Below are 22,631 nucleotides of genomic sequence, written 5' to 3'. Positions count from 1 at the left end.
CCATGCGCTACCGTCCCTTCGGCCTGACCGGACAGGCCGTTTCCTGCCTGACCCTCAGTTTCGGGATCCGCGACATCACCGCCGGGCCTGATGCCGGTCGCGAACTGATCTATTCGGCCCTGGAAGCCGGCATCAACTCCTACCGCCTCGAGAACGCCGACCCGGTGCTGGCCGAGGTCCTGGGTCAGGCATTGGGGCATGTCGATCGCAAGCTGGTGCAGGTGTCCCTGACCCTCGGTGCCGGCGACGGCCGCCGCGGTTCGGACCGCGACTTCTCGGCCCAGGGCATCACGGCAGCGATCGACAAGACCCTGAACGTCTCCGGCCTGGGATATTTCGACCTGGCTCTCCTCGATGAGCCCGCAGAACATGAGCTGCCGCAGTCCACGCTGAGCGCTCTCAAGGCCCTGCGCGCCACCGAACAGGTGCGACTGCTGGGCATCTCGGGCGACGGCGCAGTGATGGACGCCTATGTCTCGACCGGTGCCTTCGACGTCCTGGCCTCACCGCTGCACGTCAACTGCAGCTGGCAGGTGCGCGCCCGCCTGCGCGCCGCGCGCGAGGGTGACATGGCCGTTTTCGTCTATGGATATTTCCCGGATAGCCTGAACACGGCCAAAAAAGCGACCTCTCCCAATGTCCGGAAAACAGGCTTCTTCGGCTTCGGGGGCAAACCGAAACCGGAAGATGGTGATCTCGCCCATGCCGGCAATTTCGCCTTCCTGTACCAAACCCGCAACTGGTCAGCCGAGGCCATCTGCCTGGCCTACGCCCTGAACGACCCCTCGGTGTCCAGCGTCATGATCCAGGCCAGCGATATCGAACGGCTCAATACCCTGTCGATGGTGCCGGACCGTGACATGCCCTCGGGTCTGTCCGCCCAGATCGAAATGGCCCGGGTCGCGGGTGCACGGGCCGCCTGACACCCTTGACCGGCAAGCTTGCGGTCCATACCTGACGCCCTTCACCGAAAGGCCAGTGTCCGTGACCGATCAAGTCGAATCCGATCCCATCCACGCCTTCATCGCCGACACCCTCAAGGACCATGCCGTGGTCCTGTTCATGAAGGGCTCGCCCGACGCGCCGCGTTGCGGCTTCTCCTCGCTGGCCGTGCAGATCCTCGACCATATCGGCGCGGATTTCGTAGGCGTCGATGTGCTTCAGGACGAGGGCCTGCGCGACGGCATCAAGACCTTCAGCGACTGGCCGACCATCCCCCAGCTCTATGTGAAGGGTGAATTCGTCGGCGGGTCTGACATCGTGCGCGAGATGTTCAACGCCGGCGAGCTGCAGGCGCTGATGGCCGAAAAGGGCGTGCCCCTCGGCGAGCAAGCCGACGCCTGATGGCACGCGCCATCCTCGAACCCCGGGCCGACCGCGAGATCTTCATCGTCCCGCTCGAGGTTCGCCCGGAACACATCGACGAGAACGGCCACGTCAACAATGTCGTCTATGTCGGCTGGCTGCAGGATGCCGGAACAGCCCACTGGAACGCCCGTTTCGATGAGGCGACCCGCGGCCGCTGGTCCTGGGTCGGGACCCGGCACGAGATCGACTATCTCCGTCCCCTGATGCCGGACTCCACCGGCGTTGTAGCCCGCACCTGGGTCGGCGACCCGCACGGCCCGCGCTTCAACCGCTATGTCCGGATCGAGGACGGCGAGGGCCGGGTCTGCGCCCAGGGCATCACCGAATGGGTTCTGGTGGATTCCACCACCATGCGGCCCCACCGCATCCCGGCAGACATGCTGCCGACCTTCGAACGGCGCTGATCAGCGGGACGTGCGCCGCGCCCACTCTCCGAGAAACGGATACCAGGCGCGTTCCGGCTCCCGTTCGCACTGATCGGCCAGCGCCGGGAAATCGGCCTCCAGTCGCTGCATCTGGTTCACCGCCGCCTGGGCCGAGGCCCGGTTTGGCGTTGCCGGCACCCCGGCCATCAGCAGGATGCCGCTGGACATCTTGTAGAGCGGCATGTCCTTCAGGGGACGCTCCGGCCAGGTCTGCTGGAACCAGCGGACCTGCCGCGCCATGGCGGCGCAGGTCAGGGCATCGTCGGCCCCCTGGAACCCGACCGTAACCCGATAGCGCGTGGCCTCGGCCGGGGCACCAAAACCGGCCCCGCTGACCAGCCGCGTCGCTTCGGCGTCCAGCAGGTCCGAACGGGACGACTCCACCACCGTCGCCGGACCCTTGGAGCCGTCGGGCTGGACCACGACCTCGAGCGTCACATCCCCCGTATGCCCCAGGGCCTCTGCCTCGCGTGCCCGGCGTTCGATGGGCCCGGGGATTTCCACCAGCGGAAGGGCGGCCGCGGTCACGGCCGGGTCGGCCGGGGCAGCAGGCACAGCCTGCGGCATAGTCAGGGCGAGCAGAAGCAACAGCATGGAAGGGGCTCCGGAACCTGCAGGGTTTATCGCTGCAACCGATCGCCGCCTCAAGCCGGGCGCATCCATTCCGGACTCGTTCGCAGACGGTCGACCGGAAATCATTGTGCCTGCGCAACGTAAAGCGCCTAGGGTCCCTTAAGGTCATACCCGATCAAGGAACGCGTCGGGTCAGCCTTGCCGACATTCTGAGACGGGTATGACTTGCGCTTCGCGAGTCTCCGGTAACTGTCTGGAGGGCCGGCCCTGGCTGCCCCCACCCCACTCCACCCCGATGGTCCCCTCAGCCTGGCCCTGGCCGTGGTCGGATCCTCGACCGCGCCCCTGGTGCTGCTGGACGGCGACCTGAACGTCATTGCGGCCAGCGCCTCCTTCTTCGCTGCCTTCCAGATCAATCCCGCGGGTGCCGTCGGCGAACCCTTCCTCAGCCTCGGCGACGGCGAGTGGAACCGACCCCGGCTCCGCTCCCTGCTGACCGCCACCCTGTCCGGCACAGCCCACGTCGACGCCTATGAGATGGACCTGAAGAGCGAACGTCTCGGCGGCGTCCGCTCCCTGCTGCTGAATGCCCATCTGCTCGCCTGGGGCGACGGTGCCGACCTCCGGCTGCTGCTGGGCGTATCTGATGTCACCGACGCCCGGGCCGGCGAAAAGCTCAAGGACAACCTGCTGCGCGAAAAGGCCATCCTCCTTCAGGAGGTCCAGCACCGTGTCGCCAACAGCCTGCAGATCATCGCCAGCGTCATCCTGCAAAGCGCTCGCCAATCCCGGTCCGAAGAGACCCGCGGCCATCTGCAGGACGCCCACAGCCGGGTCATGTCCGTCGCCGCCCTGCAACAGCAGCTGGCCGCCTCCCGCCTCGGCGAGGTCGCGCTCAAACCCTATTTCGACCAGCTGTGTGTCAGCGTCGGTGCCTCCATGATCCGCGATCATGGCCAGCTGTCACTGCATGTGGACTGCGACGACAGCGTCGTCGACGCGGACATCTCGATCAGTCTCGGCCTGATCGTGACCGAACTGGTGATCAATTCGCTCAAACACGCCTACCCGGGCGGGCGAAAGGGGCGGATCATCGTCAGCTACAACCGCCAAGGCCCCAACTGGACGCTGTCCGTTGCCGATGACGGCGTGGGCATGCCGACCGATGCGGAAAGTGCGACGCCCGGCCTGGGAACCAGCATCGTCCGGGCTCTGGCCCATCAGCTGCACGCGCGCGTCCAGGTCGCCGACGGCCATCCCGGCACGACCGTGTCGATCATCCACCGCCAGAACAGCGTCATCGATCTCGACGACCCGACCGGCTGGGCGGTCTGAAATCCGTTCGACGGGCGAGGCAAGGACCGGCAGGGCCTCCCGACCGCCTCAGGCCGGCAGATCGAGCCGGTGCAGTTCGACCCCGATCGCGAACACCGCATGGCCGCCGCCCGGCAGCGGCACGATCCGCACCTTGTTCACCGCATTGCCCATCCGGACCGGGGCCCAGCTCGCCCCGCCGTCGGTGGTCTCATAGCCGTTGGGCACAGCCCCGACCCAGCCGCGGGTCTCGCTGACGAAACCGATGCCGAACTCGCGCACCGCGGCATTGTCGACGAACGGCAGCTCGCTCCAGGTCCGGCCGCCGTCGGTGGTCTTCGCCACGAACCGCTGCGACGCCGCCGGGTCAGGATTGTAGCTCTGCACCGTGACATAGCCGACGTTCGCCGACGGCCAGGCCATCTTCCAGGTCAGCTCCCAAGGGCGGGTGCCCTCATAAACCCGCGTCCAGCTGCGTCCGCCGTCGTCCGTGCGCAGGATGACGGCTTTCGACACCTGGACATCGCCGTCCGAGGCCCCGGCGATGAAGCCCACCCGTTCGCTGACGAAATGGATGTCCAGGATCATGGCAGTATGGGCCGTCATGTCTTCCGAGGTCCAGGTCTCGCCGCCGTCGCGCGACGTCGCCAGGGCCGCCGGCGTGCCGACCCGGCCGCCCGCCCGCACCGTCACCCGATGATCCAGCACACCCGCATTGATGAAGGGCGTCTTCAGGATGTCGATGGCGCAGATGCCCTTGACCGGCGGGCCGTCGATCACGACCGGCTCCCAGCTCTCGCCACCGTCGCGCGTGCGATACAGCGGTGTCGTGTCCGAGACATTGGGGAAATAGTCCGGCCCGATATTGCCCAGAAAGCCGCGCTTTTCATCGATGAAGCCGAGCGCCCGCACAAAGGTGCCGGGCCGGTCCATCTGCTGGGTCCAGGTCTGGCCGCCGTCGGTGGTCCTGAACAGCTTGCCGGCCCCGTTGCCGTACCAGCCGGTCAGGGCGTCGACGAAACTGATGTCGTCCTGCTTGCCGCGATAGGGCTCGGTCGGCAGCTTGACCCAGCCGGGGGCTGCGTCCTGCGCCCATCCCGTCGCCGGCAGCACGGCCGCCGCCCCCACCGTCCCGAGAAATACCCTGCGATCCATCCCTGCCCCCTTCAAGGTTCCGGGGCCATGTAAAGCGACCTTTACCGGCGTGGCCAAGTGAAGCTTTGGTAAGGAAGCCCCATAGCAAAAAGGCCCCGGATCGCTCCGGGGCCTCTCTTGTTTTCTGGCCCGCGGTCAGAAGGCTCCGCCTTCCCGACCCGACGCGGGCCGCCGCCGCGCACTCCGCGCTCAAGCAGTGAGCCGCCGCGCGGCGAGCGTTAGCGCCCTTACGAGGAGTAGTATTCCACCACCAGGTTCGGCTCCATCTTCACCGGGAACGGCACATCGGCCAGTTCCGGCACGCGGACGAAGCGGACCGAGAAGCCGCGGTCACCGATTTCGATATAGTCGGGGATGTCGCGTTCCGACGACTGCTGGGCTTCGAGCACCAGCGCCATGTTGCGGGACTTTTCCTTGACCTCGACGACGTCGCCGACCTTCACGCGGTAGGAGGCGATGTCGACCTTCTTGCCGTTCACCGTCACGTGGCCGTGGCTGACGAACTGACGGGCCGACCAGACAGTCGGGACGAATTTGGCGCGATAGACCAGGGCGTCGAGGCGCGACTCCAGCAGGCCGATCAGGTTCTCCGAGCTGTTGCCCTTGCGACGCGAGGCTTCCTCATAGGTCGCGGCGAACTGCTTCTCGGTGATGTTGCCGTAGTAGCCCTTCAGCTTCTGCTTGGCCTTCAGCTGCAGGCCGAAGTCCGAGACCTTCTGCTTGCGACGCTGGCCGTGCTGGCCGGGGCCATACGAGCGTTTGTTGACGGGGGACTTGGCGCGACCCCACAGGTTTTCACCCATGACCCGGTCGAGTTTGTACTTGGCGCTATGGCGCTTGGACATGTGTCACTCTTCTTCGTGATGCGGCCCGGTCCCTCCCCAACTGGAGAGACGATCTCAACGGCGGTCCACGCATCGTCCGTAGTGGTTCGCGCAGACGGGCGGACCCGACGGCGTGAAGGGCGCGCTTATGACCGCGCGCCGTCCATCCGTCAAGGCAGGTGCCGGCCTCAGGCCATCGCGGCCGCGAACAGGGCGTTGGCCTTGTTCCAGTTCACCACCGTCCAGAAGGCCTTCAGATAGTCGGCCCGGCGGTTCTGGTAGTTCAGATAATAGGCGTGCTCCCAGACATCGGCGGCCAGAACCACGGCCCCCCTGTCCTCGGCCACATCCATCAGCGGATTGTCCTGGTTCGGCGTCGCGGTGACCTTCAGCCTGCCGTCCTGCACGATCAGCCAGGCCCAGCCCGAGCCGAACTGGCCGGCACCGGCGGCGTTGAAGGCGGTCTTGAACGCCTCCATCCCGCCGAGGTCGCGGTCGATGGCGGCGGCCAGTTCGGCAGAGGGCTCACCGGTCTCGCCGACCGGGGCCAGCAGCTCCCAGAACAGACTGTGGTTCCAGTGCCCGCCGCCGTTGTTGCGCACCGCCTTCGGCACCCCGGACATCGTGGCGAACAGCTCTTCCAGTGACCGGCCCTGCAGGGCGCTGTCGGCGTCCACGGCCTTGTTCAGATTGTCGACATAGGCCTGATGGTGCTTGCCGTGATGGAATTCCATCGTCGCCTTGTCGATGGCCGGCTCCAGGGCGTCATGGGCATAGGGCAGGGGCGGCAGCACAAAGGCCATGGGGAGTCTCCTTCGACGGGGGTTCAGAGACCCCCATCTGGGGACCCCGCCCCGGAACCCAAGCCCGACGGCCGGAATTCGTTCCCCTCAGACCTGCGGCAGATTGGCCTTCAGACAGTCCCGCACCGCGCGCCGCAGGTCACCCGTGGCCGAGGCGAAATCCACCCCCTCGGCGTCGAACACCGCCCGCGTCGCCGCGTCCAGACCGTTCGGCAGCGCCTCCAGCACCCGCTTCTCCCCCTTGGGATGCAGGCAGAAGCCGACCTCCTTGCACAGGGCGGCGAACATTTCGGCGTGGGCGGCGTCAGTCATGCGCTCAGGCCTTAAGCCTTTTCGCGTGGAAGGCCACATGGTCGGCGATGAAACTGGCCATGAAGAAATAGGAGTGGTCGTATCCCGGCTGCATCCGCAGGGAGATTTTCTGCCCCGCCGCCGCGCCCGCCGCGACCAGCAGTTCGGGCTTCAGTTGTTCCACAAGAAACGGATCGGCCTCGCCCTGGTCGATCAGGATGTCGTCGAAACAGCCCTCACCCACACCGCCCTCGATCAGCCGCGCCGCATCATGCGCCTCCCACAGCGCGCGATCCTCGCCCAGATAGGCGGAGAAGGCCTTCTCCCCCCACGGACACCGCGTCGGCGAACAGATGGGCGCAAAGGCAGAGACCGACCGGAACAGATGCGGATGCCGCAGCGCCAGCGTCAGCGCCCCGTGCCCGCCCATCGAATGGCCGCTGATCGACCGCGTCCTCGTCGTCGGGAATTCGGCGTCGATCAGCCCGATCAGCTCCCCGATGACCCAGGTCTCCATGCGGAAATGAGGCGCCCAGGGCGCCTCGGTCGCATCGACATAGAAGCCCGCGCCCTGCCCCAGATCGTACGCCGGGTCGTCCGCGACCCCTTCCCCGCGCGGCGAGGTATCGGGCGCGACGATGATCACCCCGTGCGCCGCCGCCGCCGCATAGGCCCCGGCCTTGGTGGTGAAATTGTCCTCGGTGCAGGTCAGGCCCGACAGCCAGACCAGCACCGGAAACGGCCCCTCCCCCGCCGGCACGAAGACCGACAGGGTCATGGGCGTGCCGGTCGTGGCGCTGTCATGCTTCAGATAGCGCAGCGTGCCGCCATGGACGGCGTGGGTCTTGGTGGTCTGCATTGGCGATCAATAGCCTCGACGAGTGACGATCATCTGGTGGCACAGGATGCTGAAAGGGCCGCCATAGGAGCAGGTGAAGAAGACCAGAAGGCTCTCATGGTGACCCAGCATGAACCTGCTTTCCGTGACGATATCGCCCAAGGGGGTCATGCCTCCATTGAGGACATGAATGGCCTCACTCATCGCTGGGTCAGGATCGTCCGACCTGTGGATCGGAAATGCGAACACGTCCGAAACGATCGCGTGACTGACGAGGCCGATGCTGCCGAATTCTGCGCACAGAAATCGGAAGCGGGTCTGGCCGCCCCCAACAGCGTCGATCACGACCTCGACCTGTTGCTTGTCGATATGGACTGAGACCAGGTTGCCGTCGTGATAGCGAGGGCCCAGCACCATGGCTCCGTCGCCGGTGGTCCATTCGATCTCAAGCTCGGATTGTTCCGACATCTCGATCATTCGGTCGGTATGACCGTCCCTCTGATTCCGCTCATCCCGGCGAAAGCCGGGACCCAGTTCTGTCCAGCGTGACGCCGGCGTTTCAGGACATCGTTCCCGACAGCCTACCCCGACCGATCATCCAAAGCACTGGGTCCCGGCTTTCGCCGGGATGAGCGGAGAAGGAAAATCCGGTCACCCCACCCTGTACAACGCGCAGATCTTGTTGCCCGACGGATCGCGCAGATAGGCCAGGTTCAGCGTGCCGAACGGGCCGCCGGCGCGCTCGCCGGGCGGATCCTCGATCGACGTGCCGCCGGCGGCGACGCCCGCGTCATGAAAGGCCTGGACCATCTCGGCCGATTTGGCTCCGAAGCCGATGGTGCCGCCGTTGGCGTGGCAGGCGGCCTCGCCGTCGATCGGCTTGCCGACCGCAAAGGCCCCCATGCGCGTGCGCCACCAGTAACGCCCCTTGGCGTCCGGCCCCTGCCCCGGCTCAAGTCCCAGGGCACCGAGCGCCGCATCATAGAATTTCCGCGACGCCTCGACGTCGTTCGCGCCGACGGTGATGTGGGTGAACATGGCTTCCCTCCGATTAGTAGGTTTCGTTTGGAGACTAACCCCGATCCCGCCGCCTTGTCATCCCGGAAGCCGCGAAGCGGCTATCCGGGACGTGAACGGTCCCATACGTCCCTCCCGGTCAGACCGCAGGGCTGAACCGGGAGCCGGGTCAGGTCACCCCGAACCGTGCATTCTCCGCGCTCGGTCCGGTTCGCCCAAGCGGCGACCGGACCTGTGGAAAGGTTCGGCAGAAACGTCCCGGATAGCGCCTGCGGCGCTTCCGGGATGACAAGCGCGAAATCCTCTAGAACACCACCACGGACCGAATGCTCTCCCCCGCATGCATCAGGTCAAACGCCTCATTGATCCGCTCCAGCGGCAGCGTATGCGTAATCATCGGATCGATCTCGATCTTGCCGTCCATATACCAGTCGACGATCTTCGGCGTATCCGTCCGCCCGCGCGCGCCGCCGAAGGCCGAGCCGCGCCAGACCCGGCCGGTGACCAGCTGGAAGGGCCGCGTCGCGATCTCCTTGCCCGCCTCGGCCACGCCGATGACGATGTTCTCGCCCCAGCCGCGGTGGCAGGCCTCGAGCGCCTGACGCATCACCGTGGTGTTGCCCGTGCAGTCGAAGGTGTAGTCGGCCCCGCCGCCGGTCATCTCGACCAGATGCGCCACCACGTCGGAGACGTTCTTCGGATTGACGAAATGGGTCATGCCGAAGCGACGGCCCCACGCTTCCTTGGTGTCATTGATGTCCACGCCGACGATCATGTCGGCCCCGACCATCTTCAGCCCCTGGATGACGTTCAGCCCGATCCCGCCGAGCCCGAAGACCACGCAATTGGCCCCCGGCTCGACCTTCGCCGTGTTGACCACCGCCCCCACCCCCGTGGTCACGCCGCAGCCGACGTAGCAGGCGCTGGCAAAGGGCGCGTCCTTGCGGATCTTCGCCAGGGCGATCTCGGGCAGGACGGTGAAATTCGAAAAGGTGGAACAGCCCATATAGTGGGCGATCGCCTGCCCCTTGTAGCTGAAGCGCGAACTGCCGTCGGGCATCAGCCCCTTGCCCTGCGTCCCCCGGATGGCGGTGCACAGATTGGTCTTGCGGCTGAGGCAGCTTTTACACTGCCGGCACTCGGGCGTGTACAGCGGGATCACATGATCCCCGACCGCCACCGAGGTCACCCCCGGCCCCACCTCAACCACCACCCCCGCGCCCTCATGGCCCAGGATCGAGGGGAAGATGCCCTCGGAGTCCAGCCCGTCCAGCGTATAGGCGTCGGTATGGCAGATGCCGGTGGCCTTGATCTCGACCAGCACCTCCCCGGCCCGCGGCCCCTCCAGATCGACCTCGACAATCTCCAGCGGACGTTTGGCCTCAAAGGCGACAGCGGCGCGGGTTTTCATGGGGGGGAGTCTCCAGAGAGCGTTCGCCATTCTTCTAGGACAGACCGGCGATGCTATGGAACCGCATGGCGCACAGAAACCTCGTCATCCTCACCGGCGCCGGCATCTCGGCCGAGTCCGGCGTCCCCACCTTCCGCGCCGACGACGGCCTGTGGATGGGCCATCGCATCGAGGACGTCGCCACGCCCGGGGCCTTCGCCCGCGACCCGGTGCTGGTTCAGGACTTCTACAACCGCCGCCGCCGCCAGCTGGCGACCGTGCAGCCCAACGCCGCCCACCACGCCCTCGCCGACCTGGCCGCGCATTGGGACGGCGATTTCCTGCTGGTCACCCAGAACGTCGACGACCTGCACGACCGCGCCCATGCCGCGACCCCACCCGCGTCCGGCTTCGAGCTGATCCACATGCACGGCGAACTGCTCAAGGCGCACTGCACCGCCACCGGCCGGGTCTGCAACTGGCCCGGCGACCTCGCCCCCAACCAACCCTCGCCTCACCACCCGCAGGGCCGGCTGCGGCCCCACATCGTCTGGTTCGGCGAGATGCCGCTGCACATGGACCGCATCGAGGCGGCGCTGGCGCGGTGCGACCTGTTCGTCTCCATCGGCACCTCCGGGGCCGTCTGGCCCGCGGCGGGGTTCGTGGAGCAGGCCCGCTTCGCCGGCGCCCGCACGGTGGAGATCAATCTGGAGCCGACCCCGGGCCGCTTCGACGAAGCCCTCTACGGTCCGGCCACCGAGGTCGTTCCGACGTTCGCGGCGACCCTGCTGGCATAGGTCCTCCCCCATCGGGGGAGGTGGCGCGGCGCCGCTGGGCGCCGTGACGGAGGGCTCTCGCCCCCACGCCGGTGCCTGTGGTCAGCCCCCTCCCCCGTCGGGGGAGGCCTTCCGGGCCGCCAGCTTCTCCAGCACCCGGCCCCGCCCCTTCGACAGCGCCGTGATCACCCCCCGGAAGGTCGCCACCTCCTGCGCCGTGAACGCCGCCCGGCCCAGCATGACCCGCAGGTTCTGGCTCATCGAGCGGAATTTCTCCGGCGGATGGAAGAAGCCGGCGGCGTCCAGCTCGCGCTCCAGATGCTCATACATCCCCAGCGTCAGCGCGCCGTCCGCCGGCGGCTCGCCCTCGCGGAAATTCGGCGGCGGGGCGTCCAGCACCAGGGTCCGCCACTCATAGGCGGTGATGGCCACCGCCTGGGCCAGGTTCAGGCTCTGGTGGCGCGGATCGATGGGGATGGTGACGATGCCCTGGCACAGGGCGATGTCCGAGGTCTCCAGCCCCGCCCGCTCGCCCCCGAACAGGATGCCGACGCCCAGACCCGAGGCCCGGTCGTCATACAGCACCCGCGCCGCCTCGCGCGGCGTGCGCACCGGCTGGCGCGTCTCGCGCGGCCGGGCGGTGGTGGCGAAGACGGTGTTCAGATCGGCCATGGCCTCCGCCACGCTGTCGAACACCGTGATCCCCTCCAGCACCCAGTCGGCGCCCGAGGCCGTGGCCCAGGCCCGCTCCTGCGGCCAGCCGTCACGCGGTGCCACCAGCCGCAGCTCCGCCAGCCCGAAATTGGCCATCACCCGCGCCACCGCCCCGATATTCTCGGCCATCTGGGACTTGTCGAGGATGACGACGGGGGGCGTGGGGGCGGTCATGGCCCGCACATATCGCGTCTCCCGGCAGGGGTCGAGCAAGGCTGTACCGGTCGGGCGCCATCCGCCCCGGCGACCGCTGTTTCATCACAACGGACACAACGGGGTCACAACGGACACAACGGGGCCCCGGAGGATCAAGGACCCGAACCCCTCGCTGAAACCAATCAAGGCGGCGAAGCCGCAATCCCGTGACGGACGCCCTGTCATCGAATCCGGACGTCTTGCCGGTCCCGTCGTGTCCGTTGTGACCCCGTTGTGTCCGTTGTGATGAACCACATCCCCGCCAAACGGACCACGTCACGGCAGATGCTCACCCACCCAGCGCCGCCCGCACCCCGTCCAGATGTCGCTCATAGTGCCGCCACCGCCCGGACGAGCGCCGGTACAGCGGTTCGCGCACCTGCCAGACGCTGGCGGTCCGCACCGGGGCGGCGGCCTTGTGGAAGTCCAGCACCGCCGCCTCCCAGTCCAGCCCGCACCAGGCCAGCAGCCGCTCGATCGCCGGCTGCGGCTCGACCACCAGGGCGTCATAGTCGAGGTCGAGAATGTCCGGATACAGCGTCTTCCAGTGCCGCATCAGCCGCACATACTGCCCGTGCCAGTGCGCCAGGTCCCCGAGGTCCAGCGCATGGCCCATCGACCGGTCCAGATGCAGGAACCAGTTGGACAGGATCACATCCAGCGGCTCGCGCACCGTGTGGACGATGCGGGCGTTCGGGAACATCGCCTTGATCAGGCCGATGTGCAGGAAATTGTCGGGTCGTTTGTCGGTCACCACATCGGCCTGTGGCCGCGCCGTCTTCAGCCCGCCGAGGTACAGCCCCCTCAGCTGTGCGAACACCTCCGGCCCCGCCCCGGCCAGCGCCTGCGGATAGCCGGCGACCGCCCGCGCGAGACCGGGCACCAGCCCCAGCTCCCCGCCGCCCGTGACCCGGCTGTGCCCGGCCATGATCTGTTCGACGAGCGTCGAGCCCGACCGGAACAGGCCGCAGATGAAGACCGGGGCCGCACCGGCGTCCGAAACCGCCGCCGCCGGTTCGGGAAAGGCCGCGATCAGGCTGTCGATGAACCGCTCATGCGCCGCCCGGTCGTAGCGCGCGCCCTCGGGGTCGATGGCCCGGCTGGCGGCATTGGCGGCGGCATAGGCGGCGAAGGCCTCGTCATACGCCCCGACCTGATCCAGCGCCCGCCCGAGCGCAAAGCCCAGCTCCGCCCGGTCGGCGGCATCCTGACCCGGCCGGCTCAGCGCCGAACGCAGCGTCGCGATCACCGGATCGTCCGGCCCCGTCAGCCGCGCCAGCCCCGCCGCCCGCGCCATCGCCACCGGATGCCCGGGCGCGACGGCCAGCACCTGCGCATAGACCTCCGCCGCCGCCTCGCGCCGCCCCATGTCCTCGTGCAGGTTTCCAAGGTTCAGCAGCGCCGGCAGCCAGTCCGGCGCGATCGCCAGCGCCGCCTCCAGATCCTGCAGCGCCAGATCGGGCCGCCCGAGGTCATCCGCATGGATCACGCCCCGGTTCAGCCAGGCCTCCTCCGGCCCCGAGACCCCGCGCCGCACGGCCTCGTCATAGGCGTCCAGCGCCGCCGCAAACCGGCCGGCCTGCCGCTCCATCAGGGCCAGGTTGAACCAGCTGTCCGGCAGGTCAGGCCGGATCGCCAGCAGCCGGCGATAGGCCTCGGCCGCCTCCTCGGCCCGCCCCGCTGCACGCAGGCGCGAGGCCAGGGCCATCAGGGCTTCGGCAGGATCGGCCAATCAGTCCTCGCCATACATGGCCAGCCAGGGATCGGCCGTCCCGGCCTCCACCTCATTGACCTTGACCGCCGGCCAGCCGATCGAGTCATCGGCCGAGTCCCGCCAGGCGAGGATGAACAGGTCGCGCAGCTCCGACGCCCCGGCCGCCAGCCGCGCCGTCACAAAGGCTCCGCCGCGCGCGTCGCTGTCGCGGAAGCCCCCGGCCTTTTCCAGCACATAGAAGGGCGTCACCTCGGCCAGGGTCGCCCTCAGATAGGCAGGCACGCGGGCGCGCAGCTCAAACCCCTCCAGCGCCGGCGCCGCCATGGCCGCCTCGACCGCATCCAGCCGCGCGACCCGGTTGGTGAAGGCCCCCTCAAAGCTGCTGTGGGTCTGGCGCGAGGTCGTGAAACCCTGCGGATTGGGCGTGTCCCGGTTCCAGCCATTGTAGTGGATGGTCGTGTGGTGCGGCTGCGAGCCGTCGCCGACATAGTGGCCCAGATAGCCCATGTCGCGCAGGATCAGGGCCTCGCGCCGGACCCGGTCCTCGCGATACCAGGCGCGTTTGCCGGGATCACGCTCGCGCCCCTCGGCGGCATACAGCACCCGCCAGGTGGCGAAGTCGCGCACCAGCTGCTGATAGCCGTCCATGATCGCATAGGGCAGGTAACCGGCGTCATCGACATCACTGCCCGCCGCCACCAGGGCCGCATCATATTCCGACTTCAGCCGCGGCAGGGCGTCGATCGACGGCCCCCCGGCGACCATGATCCGGCCGTCGTCCAGCATGTCGACGAAATGGGCCGTGTCGCGCTCCCGGTCGTGCGGCTGACCGCCCCCCTTGGTCCGGTCCGGCTCCCGCGACAGCTCCCCGACCTCGACCGCCGCAGCCGGCGTCCGCAGGAAGGCCGGCAGCTCCTCCGGCAGACCCCGCACAGCCGCCATGCCGATCAGCCGGTGGCCGGTATTGCCCCAGGCGGAGACAGAGGCGGGAATGACCGCGAGCGACAGCAGGGCGGCGGCGATGAGGATACGTTTCATGCGAAGCGTCCTAGCGCATTCCCACGCGCCTCGGGAGGGGCCTTGGGCGGGGTGCTTGGCGAAGGCTGGATGCCTGCCGGAACGCGGACGGTCTGAATTCGGCTCAGGAGGATGAAGAGCGGACCTTGGGAACGTCCGCTAGCGGGTTCTTGCTTTTCCTGGACGAGGTTCAGGGGAGCAGGTCAGTTTAGTCAGCGCTTTTTTCGGCCGACACGCACCAGAGACGTATGTCTGTTCAGGGGGAGTAGCGCACTCGTTTGCTGGTGGGAGCCGCCGAGGCAAATCTCCGTTCAGTTCAGCCGAAACTCCCTGCCGGTCAGAGGCCGCCTAACTGCGCCGCCTCCAGGCACGCCCGCGCTTGGAGAGCGATCATGGTGGGCCGATGGGTCGGTTCCAGCGGCGCGATCCGTTCGACTGCCGCCAGCCCTGACCGGATCACGGACTGCAAGTCCTGGAGCGCTCGCGGATTCGGTCGGTGGGAGGGCTCGGCAAGCACGCGCAGCAGCGTAGCCGGGCCGCGAAGGCCGATGAGCGCCAACTGGATCCGGAGCGACGCCGTGTCGCTTGCGCTCAGGAGGTCCCCCGACGCCGCAGCCTTGAGTTCGGGCAGCCGGGCGATCTGTTTGCGTTGGGCGGCCAGATACGCGGCGCTGGACCACGCCAGTTCCGACGAAGGCCCTGAGGCGGCGGTCTGCGGGGTCCACTGCTCCATCAGGGGCAGTGTCGTCTGCATCTGGGCCACCTGCTCGTCCACGATCTGGCCGAGCGTCCACCGGGTCGAGGGGACCTGACGGGTTTTCCAACCGGGCGTTTCGATGACTACGGACAGGGCACCGTAGCGATCCGCGTATTCCATGCTCGACCCGCCTGCGGGCCAGACCGACCGGGGATCAGCGACCCCGTGCTCGAGCGCACTTCGGATCATTTCGTGCGGACGCGGTGCCTCGAATACACCTCTGGAAAACTGCGCAAGTTCCGAGAAGGGCTCGCCGATCGCGCTGACAGGCACACCGAGCTCCTCCGCCAGCTCCCGAAGCCGGGACTCGAAGGTCGGCAGGGACCGCGACAGGATGAAGAACGCGCCGCCGAAATCGCAGCTGTGCAGCGGAAAAAGCAGTTGCGGCCGCGCGATATCCAGGGCGGCCTGGAAGGCGAGGTTTTCCGGCGGCCGCTCCGAAAACTCATGCGACCCGACTTTCAGGGGGAATGTGTAATCGGGCTGACGGGCGAGCGCAGGCCGGTAAAAATGCCGGAAGTAGTTCGAGAGTGACGGCGCACTGGAGAACCAGCCTTCATTGAGCACGAATCCGTCGGGGTCCAACGGGTTGATGAAGTGCCAAGTGGTGTCCAGCCGCCGACGCAAGCTATCGTTCTCGGTCAGCTCGTGCATCAGCAAGTCAGCGACCAGGCAGCCCGTGGGCTCGTTTGCATGAATGCCGGCCACGACAAGGGCCGACCGCGCACCGCCCCCCAAGGTCACAAGCTCGATGGGGCGGCCATTGCGGCTCTGCCCAACAACCTGGCGTGTGAGCAGTCCGGGGTATCGCGCCAGCAGGCGGTCCCTGCGGTCCTGAAGCGTCTGGAGACCCACGAAGCCCGGCATCCCCGCCGCCCGGTGTGCAGTTCCGGCGGTTTCAAGATCGGGAGTGGACGTTGCGGGCGAAGAAGCGCAGCCTGTCCCAAGGGTCCCGGTCGCCGCCAGGAACGCGCGTCTGCTCAGTTGGGTTTGCATCTGCAAAACGAGAGGTTAGTCGCTTTATAAAGTCAAGTGACGATGAGCCCAGCGATGGTGAGTGATGCCGAAGCGTGATGTGAAATACATGGCGGCGCGCCGCGAGAAGATCGTGGATGCGGCGCTGGCGGTCATGAACCGTGACGGCTCTGCCGCTCTCTCCACACCCGCGCTCTGCCGTGAAGCCGGCATCTCGACCGGTGCCCTCTACACGCACTTCAAGAGCAAGGATGACGTATTTGCGGCGATCGCTGAGCGGGCCTTGCGTCGGCGGCAAGAAGAATTCGATTTCCACGACGCCCAGGAGCTGAGCGCGCGTGTGTCCGAGCTCGCAACGATCTGCCGGGAACCGCCTGAAATAGAAAAAATGCGGATCGAACTCCAGATCTTCTTGTCGGGGCAAAATGACAAGTGGATCACCTCTGTATTCAGTCAGTACGCCGAGGGCCGAGAACTGGAGCGCAGCATCGCCCGACTTGTCAGGGTCGGAGAACTCAGGAGTGACCTTGACCCGGCGGCCGCCGCGATCGCGATCAATGGCTTGATTGCCGGTCTTCGCCTCCTTGCCCTTATGGGAAGTGAGCACAGCGCTCCGTTCGACCGCGCGATCGAACTGCTTCTTTCCTCGATGAGGAAGCCGGAGGAGACTTAGTCAGCCTGGCCCCTTGACTCCCAAAAAAGAATGACCTCTCTTTTTGCAACGAGAAGAGTTTGGGGGGTAACGCATGTCGGCAGTTCGTAGCTATTTGTTGTCAGCCGTGTCCGGTCTGGCGCTGTTCGGGGGTCCGGGCCTGGCCTTTGCCCAAAGCGCATCGGAGTTGGACGAGGTCATTGTCACCGCATCAAAGACGGGTCAGAATCTTCGCGAAATCGCCGGGTCCGTGAGCGCGGTATCCGGGCAAGACCTTTCCAATCTCGGTGCCCAGGGTGCGGGCGACTATCTCGCCACGGTGCCGGGCGCGCGCTTCAATGAGCAGCAGCCGGGGTTTTCCACGATCACGATCCGCGGGGTCAACACGACCACGAGTTTCGCCAACATCAGTCAGAGCACGACCGGCAGCTACGTTAACGATATCCCGCTGACGGACGGCTATTTCACCGGTGGCGCGCCGGACATTGATGCGTTCGACGTACGTAGCGTCGAAGTCTATCGGGGGCCGCAGGGGACCCTCTTCGGTGCCGCTTCGCTTGGTGGCGCGGTCAACTTCATCGCAAATCCAGCCGATGTGGACAGCTTCGATATGGGGCTTGAAGGCACTCTGAGCTCGACATCGTCGGCAGGAGATCCCAACGGCGCGCTGCGGGTGATGCTGAACGCCCCCGTGGCAGAGGGCCGGTTTGCGGTTCGCGGCGTGGGCTTCTACCGCCGCGAGGCGGGTTTCATAGAAAACACCGGTCTCGGCCAGAGCGACGTAAACGACACCACATCGTACGGCGGCCGTCTCGGGGCCACCTACGTGCTTGGCCCGGACTCCACCGTGTCCTGGCTCAGCCTCTACCAAGCCACTGAGGCGGATGATGTCGGCTACGAGAACCCTGACCTCGCAAGATACACAAAGAGCACAGGCATTCCCGAAATCGCCGAGTCCAATATCCTCATTCACTCCCTACGCATCGACCACGAACTGCCCTTCGCCAGGTTCACAGGGCTGATCAGCTATCGCGAGAAGGAAGCCTCCATCGCCCAGGACCTGAGCCGCTTCGCCGTCTTGGGGTTCGTGAATGCGGGCGTTGAGAGCGGCGTCAGCTCAACGGGACTGACCTTCGAGGCCCGCTTGGCTGACCGGGAGGGTTCGCTGAGGTGGCTGATCGGCGTGATGCATGACGATTCGGATGTCGACGTCACCGAGGACGCGATCGCCGACAACGCCGCCGCGGTCGCTGATGCACTGCTCGGGCCAGGCGGCGGAGCCCTGGCCACAGACGGCAACATCTGGGGCCAGACCCTCGGAGAGTTCTCCGGGCAGGAAACCGCTCTGTTCGGCGAAGCGAGCTACCTGTTCAACGACCGTGTCGAGGCAACCCTCGGCGGGCGACTCTTCCGGATCGAGTCCGATTTCGACAGCTACGGGTTCGGTCTGCTCTATGCGGCCTTCGTCAATGGCCTGATCGTTTCTGACCCGGTTGTCACCTACCAGGAGGAAGAGGGCTTCAGCCCCAAGGTCGCGCTCAGCTACCGCTTCTCGCAGGACTCCCAGCTCTATGCGTCGGCGACGAAAGGGTTCCGCTTTGGTGGGAGCAATGTGAACCCAGACCCGTCGTTGCCGCGGAACTACGGCTCCGATTCGATCTGGAACTATGAGTTCGGAATTCGCGACCGCTGGTTTGACCAACGGCTGACGCTGGACGCCAGCATCTTCAAGATCGACTGGTCGGACATTCAACTGCCCGTCGTCACCGCGGGCGGCACCCAGGGCATAGTGAACGCCGGCGACGCCGAGATTTCCGGGGCCGAGCTGGCCTTCGAATGGCTGCTGACGCCTCAGCTGTCCTGGCAGAGCAGCGTCACATATCTGGACGCGGAACTGACGAGCGTGGATACCGCAGCTGGCCTCATCTTCAGCGTGACATCCGGATCCGCACTTCCGGGCGCATCTGACTGGTCCGCATCCAATATCCTTCGATACGAATGGAACGGTGAGCGAAGCCCCTTCGTTCAACTTTCGCACCGCTATGCGTCAACAGCCCCGGCGCTGCTCCAGCAGTTCCCGCTACGCGAGCCGGAAGTCGGCGGTTACAACGTGTTCGACCTTCGCGGGGGGATTACGCTCAACGGCGTGGAGTTGATCGGTTTCGTCAACAACCTGACCGATGAGCGCGCCGTCACCACCGCGACCTACACAGGGAATTTCGGTGACACGCAGAATGACTTCATCATGCGGCCCCGGACTTTCGGGCTCACGCTGAGCTGGAAGCATTAGCACCGGCACGCCCTGAACGCCTGACGTCGAGACGCCCGCCCGCCACCAGCGCGAGCGGGCGTCTCACGTTACGCCAGCTCCGGCGCTGAGGGTCCGCGTTCGTGTGACCGATGGGTTGGGCCATAAAGTCCGCTACCCAGGGGCCGCGGCGGCCGCCTCGCACGATCATCGCGGTTGCTGGCTCGAACTAAAAAGTAATCCCGCGCTCCTCGCGCCATCGCTATGGTTCGCTATGGGTCGGGAGGCGAACATTGCCTGAGGTTGGAAAGCCGACGTTGCCCTCGCTTCAGCTTTCGACGAAAGTCCGCTTGGGAGACAACTGAATGCGCCAAAGCCAGAAGCAATTGATTCAACTCGCTACGGCGTGTGTGTTCCTGCTCACGATGGTTTATGCCCTTTCTTATCTGTCCGGATATAGAGCCGGGAAGGACATGGCCATACGTGACAACAGGTCAGCGAGCGTCTCCTCTTCCTAGGCTGTTGGTGTCCGCTATGGTGGCGGCCTCACCTGACCGCCGCTCCCGCCCCCCTCCCGCTACGCTCCGGGTGAGGACTGGATACCGAACGCCCCCTCCACCCGCACGATCCATCGCTGGATCGCCGGATAGGCCGCAAGGTCGAAATCCCCCTCGTGCGCCACACGGGTGTAGGCGACCAGTGCCAGGTCCGCGAGTGTCGGCCCGCTGCCGACCAGCCAGTCCGCCCCCGTCAGCGCCGCCTCCATCCGGGCCAGGGCCGCATGGCCCCGCTCCATCAGCCGGGGCTCGATCTCGTCCGCCCGCCGGCCGCCCAGCAGCCGCTGGAACCGGACCACGGCAATGTAAGGCTCGTGGCTGTACTGTTCCCAGAACAGCCATTCATACATCCGGGCGCGGTCATACGGGTCGGCCGGGATGAAGGCCGTCCCCTCGCCCAGCCAGCCGATGATGGCATTGGACTGGGCCAGCACCCGGCCGTCCTCCAGCACCACCGCCGGCACCTGGCCGGCGGGGTTCCGGGCCAGGAAGTCCGCGCTGCGCGTCGCCCCGGCCGTGACATCTGTTTCGACCCAGCGATAATCACGCCCGAGCCGGTCCAGCAACCACTTGACCTTCAAACAGTTGCCGGAACGAATATCTCCATAGACAGTAAGCATCGCGCCCCAGCAAAGTGTTTCTGATCTGCGAATACAGCTTACAGATTTTTCCGCTTTCGCAAAGCGGGACCGGGCACAACCATCGCAGGCCCGGCTTATCCACCGCAAAATCGGTCAGGTGGTCGCACCCGGTCTCGCTTGACTGGTTTTCGCCACATTTGAAACCCACAAGCCCGCCGCCGGACGCGTCAGGGCCGGTGATTCCGTAAGTCGATTCATGCTCGGCACTGCCGCTGCGCTCGCCCTTCTCTGGGCGATAGCCTTCCCCGCCGCCGGGGATCCGGTGCCCTATGAGGTGGCTGTCGCCGCTGACCGGGCTGCCGTATCAACCGCCGCAGGCGATGAAGGTTCCGACAGCGGCACGGGCGTGCTCACCCCCGAACAACAGGCCCTGATGGCCGAAGAGGCCGACTGGACCGCGCGGGTCAATCTCTACCATGCCGGCGGGGGCGGGGCGACGGGCAACGACAGCCTGGGTTGCCGCCCGGTCGCCATGCGCACCCTCGCCACCGACCCGCGCTACATCCCCCGCCGCACCCGTCTGTTCATCCCTGAGACGGTCGGCATGCGGATGCCCGACGGCGCCGTCCACGACGGCTACTGGTACGCCTCCGACACCGGCGGCGCGATCAAGGGCCAGAAGATCGACCTCTATACCGGCCACGGCCGCGGCTCGATGGCCCCGGCCATGCGCTTCAACCAGCGCCACCTGACGCTGGTCGACGCCGGCCGCTTCGACGGCTGCCCCCCCGCGTGGGACGAAACCCCCGGCCAGACGACCCAGATGGCCTCAACCGGCTCGAACGCCGGCTCGAACTAGGCTAGGCATCCGGTATCGCGCTGCAAGCGTAGCTTCGGGCGTCTGCCCCTGGCTGGTCAACGGATGTCTGCCCATGCGCCCTCTCACCGTCCTCGCCTGCAGCCTGGCCCTCGTCCTGGCCCCGTCGGTCGCCCTTGCCGGCGCGGCGGATGGTCCCCCGGCACAGACCCCTGCAGCGGTCTCCGCCTCCACCCCCCTGCGCGGCACCGCCGGCCGCTGGAGCGGTGCCCTGGGCTATCGCGACTATCAGAGCGACCGGCTGTTCGAGATTCCCGTCACCACCACCATCGTCCAGGTCGCGGACGGCCTGACCCAGATCCGCACCTCGCTGTTCGATGACGGACCGGACAAGCCGGTCTGGATCACCACCACCAGCCTGCTGGACGAGGCCGCCGGCACCGTCACCTCGGCCAGCTACCGCGCCGGGCGGCCGGTCGCGCTGACGACCGAGACGGTCCGGCTGGCCGCATGGACCGACCCGACCCACTGGACCCTGGTCTATGAGTCCGTCGCCGAGGACGACGACCAGCCCGCCGAAATCCGCGTCACCGAGACCCGCGACGGCGACAGCCTGATGTCGGTCAAGGAGGTCCGCCCGGTCGGGGCCGATGACTCAGCCTGGCGCTTCCGCAACCAGACCCGCCTGACCCGCCTCGGCGACTAGAATTTCCGCCTGCCGCTGACCGTCTCGAAGAACATCCGCCAGTCGCCCATCAGGCTCCACAGCGGATACTGAAACGTCGCCGGCCGGTTCTTCTCGAAGAAGAAATGCCCCACCCAGGCAAAGCCATAGCCCACCACCGGCATGGCCAGCAGCCACCAGGCGTTGCGCGTCACCAGCGCCAGCGCCATCACCCCGATCACCAGCGCCGTCCCGACGACATGGATGCGCCGGCACGTCCGGTTGGAGTGCTCGTGGATATAATAGGGATAGAAGGCGTCGAACGTCTGATAGCGTTCACCGGGTGCGGGCTTGCTTGTCATGGCCCCAACCTCCCCCCGCCCCGCCGCGCGGTCAAGTCGGCGGCGTTCACCATGCCTGTCAGCGATCGGGAAAGGCTGGCGGCCCGATAGTCCGGCCTCCCCGCCCGGAGTCGCCCCATGCAGGTCTTCGCCATCGCCACCGCCGGCATCACCGCCGCCAGCGACCGCTTCGCCGCCAGCGCCGTCCGCACCGCCATCGATCCCCTCGGCGACCTGGCCGGTGAGACCGTCGAACGCATGTCCGCCAAGACGGCCTTCTCGGCCAATGTCGCGGTCCTGAAGACGGCCGACGACATGTACGGCAGCCTGCTCGACATCCTGTCCTGACGCGACCCTGGAGCCATCGGCGCTCCAGTTGACGCATGGGTTTCCAGCGACAAGGGTTCCTCACAACGCGCACAACGCGGCCACAGCGGACACGACGGGATGGAGACCGTGGCACCATCGCCGATCGCTTCCTTCAGGCTCGGTTTTTCGTCGGAGGCAGGTTCGGCGGCAAAGCCGCCCTTGTCTCGTTTCGTTGCCGGGAAGGATCGACACACGCGGCAACCGCACGGTCCCGTCGTGTCCGTTGTGACCGCGTTGTGCTCGCCGTGATGAACCT

The 22,631-nt window shown here is 66.7% G+C and carries 25 protein-coding genes; 10 read left to right on the top strand and 15 right to left on the bottom strand.

Annotated elements, in window-relative coordinates; all coding sequences use genetic code 11:
* The first annotated feature begins 2 nt into the window (after nucleotides 1-2).
* The 3 genes from Q0053_RS05475 to Q0053_RS05465 all read left to right on the top strand — a co-directional run bounded on the left by Q0053_RS05475 (nucleotide 3) and on the right by Q0053_RS05465 (nucleotide 1,772).
* Nucleotides 3-923 carry an aldo/keto reductase gene (locus tag Q0053_RS05475; protein WP_298097138.1) on the top strand — a complete coding sequence of 307 codons (921 nt, stop codon included), beginning with the start codon at nucleotides 3-5 and terminating at the stop codon, nucleotides 921-923.
* 61 nt (nucleotides 924-984) lie between these two features.
* Nucleotides 985-1,344, top strand: coding sequence for a Grx4 family monothiol glutaredoxin (gene grxD / locus Q0053_RS05470; protein WP_298097136.1), 360 nt, complete (start codon nucleotides 985-987; stop codon nucleotides 1,342-1,344).
* Complete coding sequence (locus Q0053_RS05465; protein WP_298097133.1) at nucleotides 1,344-1,772, top strand: thioesterase family protein; 429 nt, start codon at nucleotides 1,344-1,346, stop codon at nucleotides 1,770-1,772. The genes grxD and Q0053_RS05465 overlap by 1 nt, the downstream gene beginning before the upstream one ends.
* On the opposite strand, the gene Q0053_RS05460 is transcribed toward Q0053_RS05465, so the two are convergent.
* On the bottom strand, nucleotides 1,773-2,387 hold the full coding sequence (locus Q0053_RS05460) for a TonB family protein (protein ID WP_298097130.1): 615 nt from the start codon (nucleotides 2,385-2,387) through the stop codon (nucleotides 1,773-1,775).
* 300 nt (nucleotides 2,388-2,687) lie between these two features.
* On the opposite strand from Q0053_RS05460, the gene Q0053_RS05455 reads away from it, so the two are divergent.
* Nucleotides 2,688-3,701, top strand: coding sequence for a sensor histidine kinase (locus Q0053_RS05455; protein ID WP_298097128.1), 1,014 nt, complete (start codon nucleotides 2,688-2,690; stop codon nucleotides 3,699-3,701).
* Between the two features lie 48 nt (nucleotides 3,702-3,749).
* On the opposite strand, the gene Q0053_RS05450 is transcribed toward Q0053_RS05455, so the two are convergent.
* The 8 genes from Q0053_RS05450 to Q0053_RS05415 form a co-directional block, all read right to left on the bottom strand.
* Nucleotides 3,750-4,835 carry a hypothetical protein gene (locus Q0053_RS05450; protein WP_298097125.1) on the bottom strand — a complete coding sequence of 362 codons (1,086 nt, stop codon included), beginning with the start codon at nucleotides 4,833-4,835 and terminating at the stop codon, nucleotides 3,750-3,752.
* Nucleotides 4,836-5,062: 227 nt separating this feature from the next.
* Nucleotides 5,063-5,680, bottom strand: coding sequence for a 30S ribosomal protein S4 (rpsD, locus tag Q0053_RS05445; RefSeq protein ID WP_298097122.1), 618 nt, complete (start codon nucleotides 5,678-5,680; stop codon nucleotides 5,063-5,065).
* 167 nt (nucleotides 5,681-5,847) lie between these two features.
* Nucleotides 5,848-6,462, bottom strand: a complete 615-nt coding sequence (locus Q0053_RS05440) for a superoxide dismutase (RefSeq protein WP_298097119.1) — start codon at nucleotides 6,460-6,462, stop codon at nucleotides 5,848-5,850.
* Between the two features lie 87 nt (nucleotides 6,463-6,549).
* The gene (locus Q0053_RS05435) at nucleotides 6,550-6,774 is read right to left on the bottom strand and encodes a hypothetical protein (RefSeq protein WP_298097116.1); all 225 of its coding nucleotides are present in this window, start codon (nucleotides 6,772-6,774) and stop codon (nucleotides 6,550-6,552) included.
* Nucleotides 6,775-6,778: 4 nt separating this feature from the next.
* A complete protein-coding gene (gene fghA / locus Q0053_RS05430; RefSeq protein WP_298097113.1) occupies nucleotides 6,779-7,612 on the bottom strand; it encodes an S-formylglutathione hydrolase in 834 nt (277 codons plus the stop codon).
* Nucleotides 7,613-7,618: 6 nt separating this feature from the next.
* Nucleotides 7,619-8,068, bottom strand: a complete 450-nt coding sequence (locus Q0053_RS05425) for a hypothetical protein (protein WP_298097110.1) — start codon at nucleotides 8,066-8,068, stop codon at nucleotides 7,619-7,621.
* A 174-nt stretch (nucleotides 8,069-8,242) separates the two neighbouring features.
* Entirely contained in the window at nucleotides 8,243-8,629 is a 387-nt protein-coding gene (locus Q0053_RS05420; RefSeq protein ID WP_298097107.1) for a VOC family protein, read from the bottom strand.
* A gap of 283 nt (nucleotides 8,630-8,912) precedes the next feature.
* The gene (locus tag Q0053_RS05415) at nucleotides 8,913-10,019 is read right to left on the bottom strand and encodes an S-(hydroxymethyl)glutathione dehydrogenase/class III alcohol dehydrogenase (RefSeq protein ID WP_298097102.1); all 1,107 of its coding nucleotides are present in this window, start codon (nucleotides 10,017-10,019) and stop codon (nucleotides 8,913-8,915) included.
* Between the two features lie 65 nt (nucleotides 10,020-10,084).
* Between Q0053_RS05415 and Q0053_RS05410 the strand changes: the two genes are divergently transcribed.
* Nucleotides 10,085-10,795, top strand: coding sequence for an NAD-dependent deacylase (locus Q0053_RS05410; RefSeq protein ID WP_298097100.1), 711 nt, complete (start codon nucleotides 10,085-10,087; stop codon nucleotides 10,793-10,795).
* Nucleotides 10,796-10,876: 81 nt separating this feature from the next.
* Here the strand turns inward: Q0053_RS05410 and Q0053_RS05405 are convergent, their stop codons facing one another.
* From Q0053_RS05405 to Q0053_RS05390, 4 genes are all read right to left on the bottom strand, one after another.
* Nucleotides 10,877-11,662, bottom strand: a complete 786-nt coding sequence (locus Q0053_RS05405) for an RNA methyltransferase (RefSeq protein ID WP_298097097.1) — start codon at nucleotides 11,660-11,662, stop codon at nucleotides 10,877-10,879.
* Between the two features lie 310 nt (nucleotides 11,663-11,972).
* Nucleotides 11,973-13,415: a tetratricopeptide repeat-containing sulfotransferase family protein gene (locus Q0053_RS05400; protein ID WP_298097095.1), complete on the bottom strand. Its 1,443-nt coding sequence runs from the start codon at nucleotides 13,413-13,415 to the stop codon at nucleotides 11,973-11,975.
* The gene (locus Q0053_RS05395; RefSeq protein WP_298097092.1) at nucleotides 13,416-14,435 is read right to left on the bottom strand and encodes a S1/P1 Nuclease; all 1,020 of its coding nucleotides are present in this window, start codon (nucleotides 14,433-14,435) and stop codon (nucleotides 13,416-13,418) included.
* A gap of 316 nt (nucleotides 14,436-14,751) precedes the next feature.
* Nucleotides 14,752-16,038 carry a M14 family zinc carboxypeptidase gene (locus tag Q0053_RS05390; protein ID WP_298097089.1) on the bottom strand — a complete coding sequence of 429 codons (1,287 nt, stop codon included), beginning with the start codon at nucleotides 16,036-16,038 and terminating at the stop codon, nucleotides 14,752-14,754.
* A 217-nt stretch (nucleotides 16,039-16,255) separates the two neighbouring features.
* Between Q0053_RS05390 and Q0053_RS05385 the strand changes: the two genes are divergently transcribed.
* Together Q0053_RS05385 and Q0053_RS05380 are read left to right on the top strand one after the other, a co-directional pair.
* Complete coding sequence (locus Q0053_RS05385; protein WP_298097178.1) at nucleotides 16,256-16,819, top strand: TetR/AcrR family transcriptional regulator; 564 nt, start codon at nucleotides 16,256-16,258, stop codon at nucleotides 16,817-16,819.
* Between the two features lie 73 nt (nucleotides 16,820-16,892).
* Nucleotides 16,893-19,088, top strand: coding sequence for a TonB-dependent receptor (locus Q0053_RS05380; protein ID WP_298097086.1), 2,196 nt, complete (start codon nucleotides 16,893-16,895; stop codon nucleotides 19,086-19,088).
* A 535-nt stretch (nucleotides 19,089-19,623) separates the two neighbouring features.
* Here the strand turns inward: Q0053_RS05380 and Q0053_RS05375 are convergent.
* Nucleotides 19,624-20,223 (bottom strand): glutathione S-transferase family protein, encoded by a 600-nt coding sequence (locus Q0053_RS05375; protein WP_298097083.1) that lies wholly within the window; start codon nucleotides 20,221-20,223, stop codon nucleotides 19,624-19,626.
* 217 nt (nucleotides 20,224-20,440) lie between these two features.
* On the opposite strand from Q0053_RS05375, the gene Q0053_RS05370 reads away from it, so the two are divergent.
* Together Q0053_RS05370 and Q0053_RS05365 are read left to right on the top strand one after the other, a co-directional pair.
* Entirely contained in the window at nucleotides 20,441-21,043 is a 603-nt protein-coding gene (locus Q0053_RS05370; protein WP_298097081.1) for a 3D domain-containing protein, read from the top strand.
* A gap of 73 nt (nucleotides 21,044-21,116) precedes the next feature.
* Nucleotides 21,117-21,707 carry a hypothetical protein gene (locus Q0053_RS05365; protein ID WP_298097078.1) on the top strand — a complete coding sequence of 197 codons (591 nt, stop codon included), beginning with the start codon at nucleotides 21,117-21,119 and terminating at the stop codon, nucleotides 21,705-21,707.
* Here the strand turns inward: Q0053_RS05365 and Q0053_RS05360 are convergent.
* The gene (locus Q0053_RS05360) at nucleotides 21,704-22,027 is read right to left on the bottom strand and encodes an Mpo1-like protein (protein ID WP_298097075.1); all 324 of its coding nucleotides are present in this window, start codon (nucleotides 22,025-22,027) and stop codon (nucleotides 21,704-21,706) included. The two genes, Q0053_RS05365 and Q0053_RS05360, sit on opposite strands and share 4 nt — an antisense overlap.
* 117 nt (nucleotides 22,028-22,144) lie before the next feature.
* Here Q0053_RS05360 and Q0053_RS05355 point away from each other — a divergent pair, with 117 nt between their 5' ends.
* Nucleotides 22,145-22,354: a flagellar basal body rod C-terminal domain-containing protein gene (locus Q0053_RS05355; protein WP_298097072.1), complete on the top strand. Its 210-nt coding sequence runs from the start codon at nucleotides 22,145-22,147 to the stop codon at nucleotides 22,352-22,354.
* Nucleotides 22,355-22,631 lie beyond the last annotated feature (277 nt).

This window comes from Brevundimonas sp., from assembly GCF_027487935.1.
Lineage (GTDB): Bacteria > Pseudomonadota > Alphaproteobacteria > Caulobacterales > Caulobacteraceae > Brevundimonas.
This window is presented reverse-complemented; position numbering and strand designations above follow the sequence as displayed.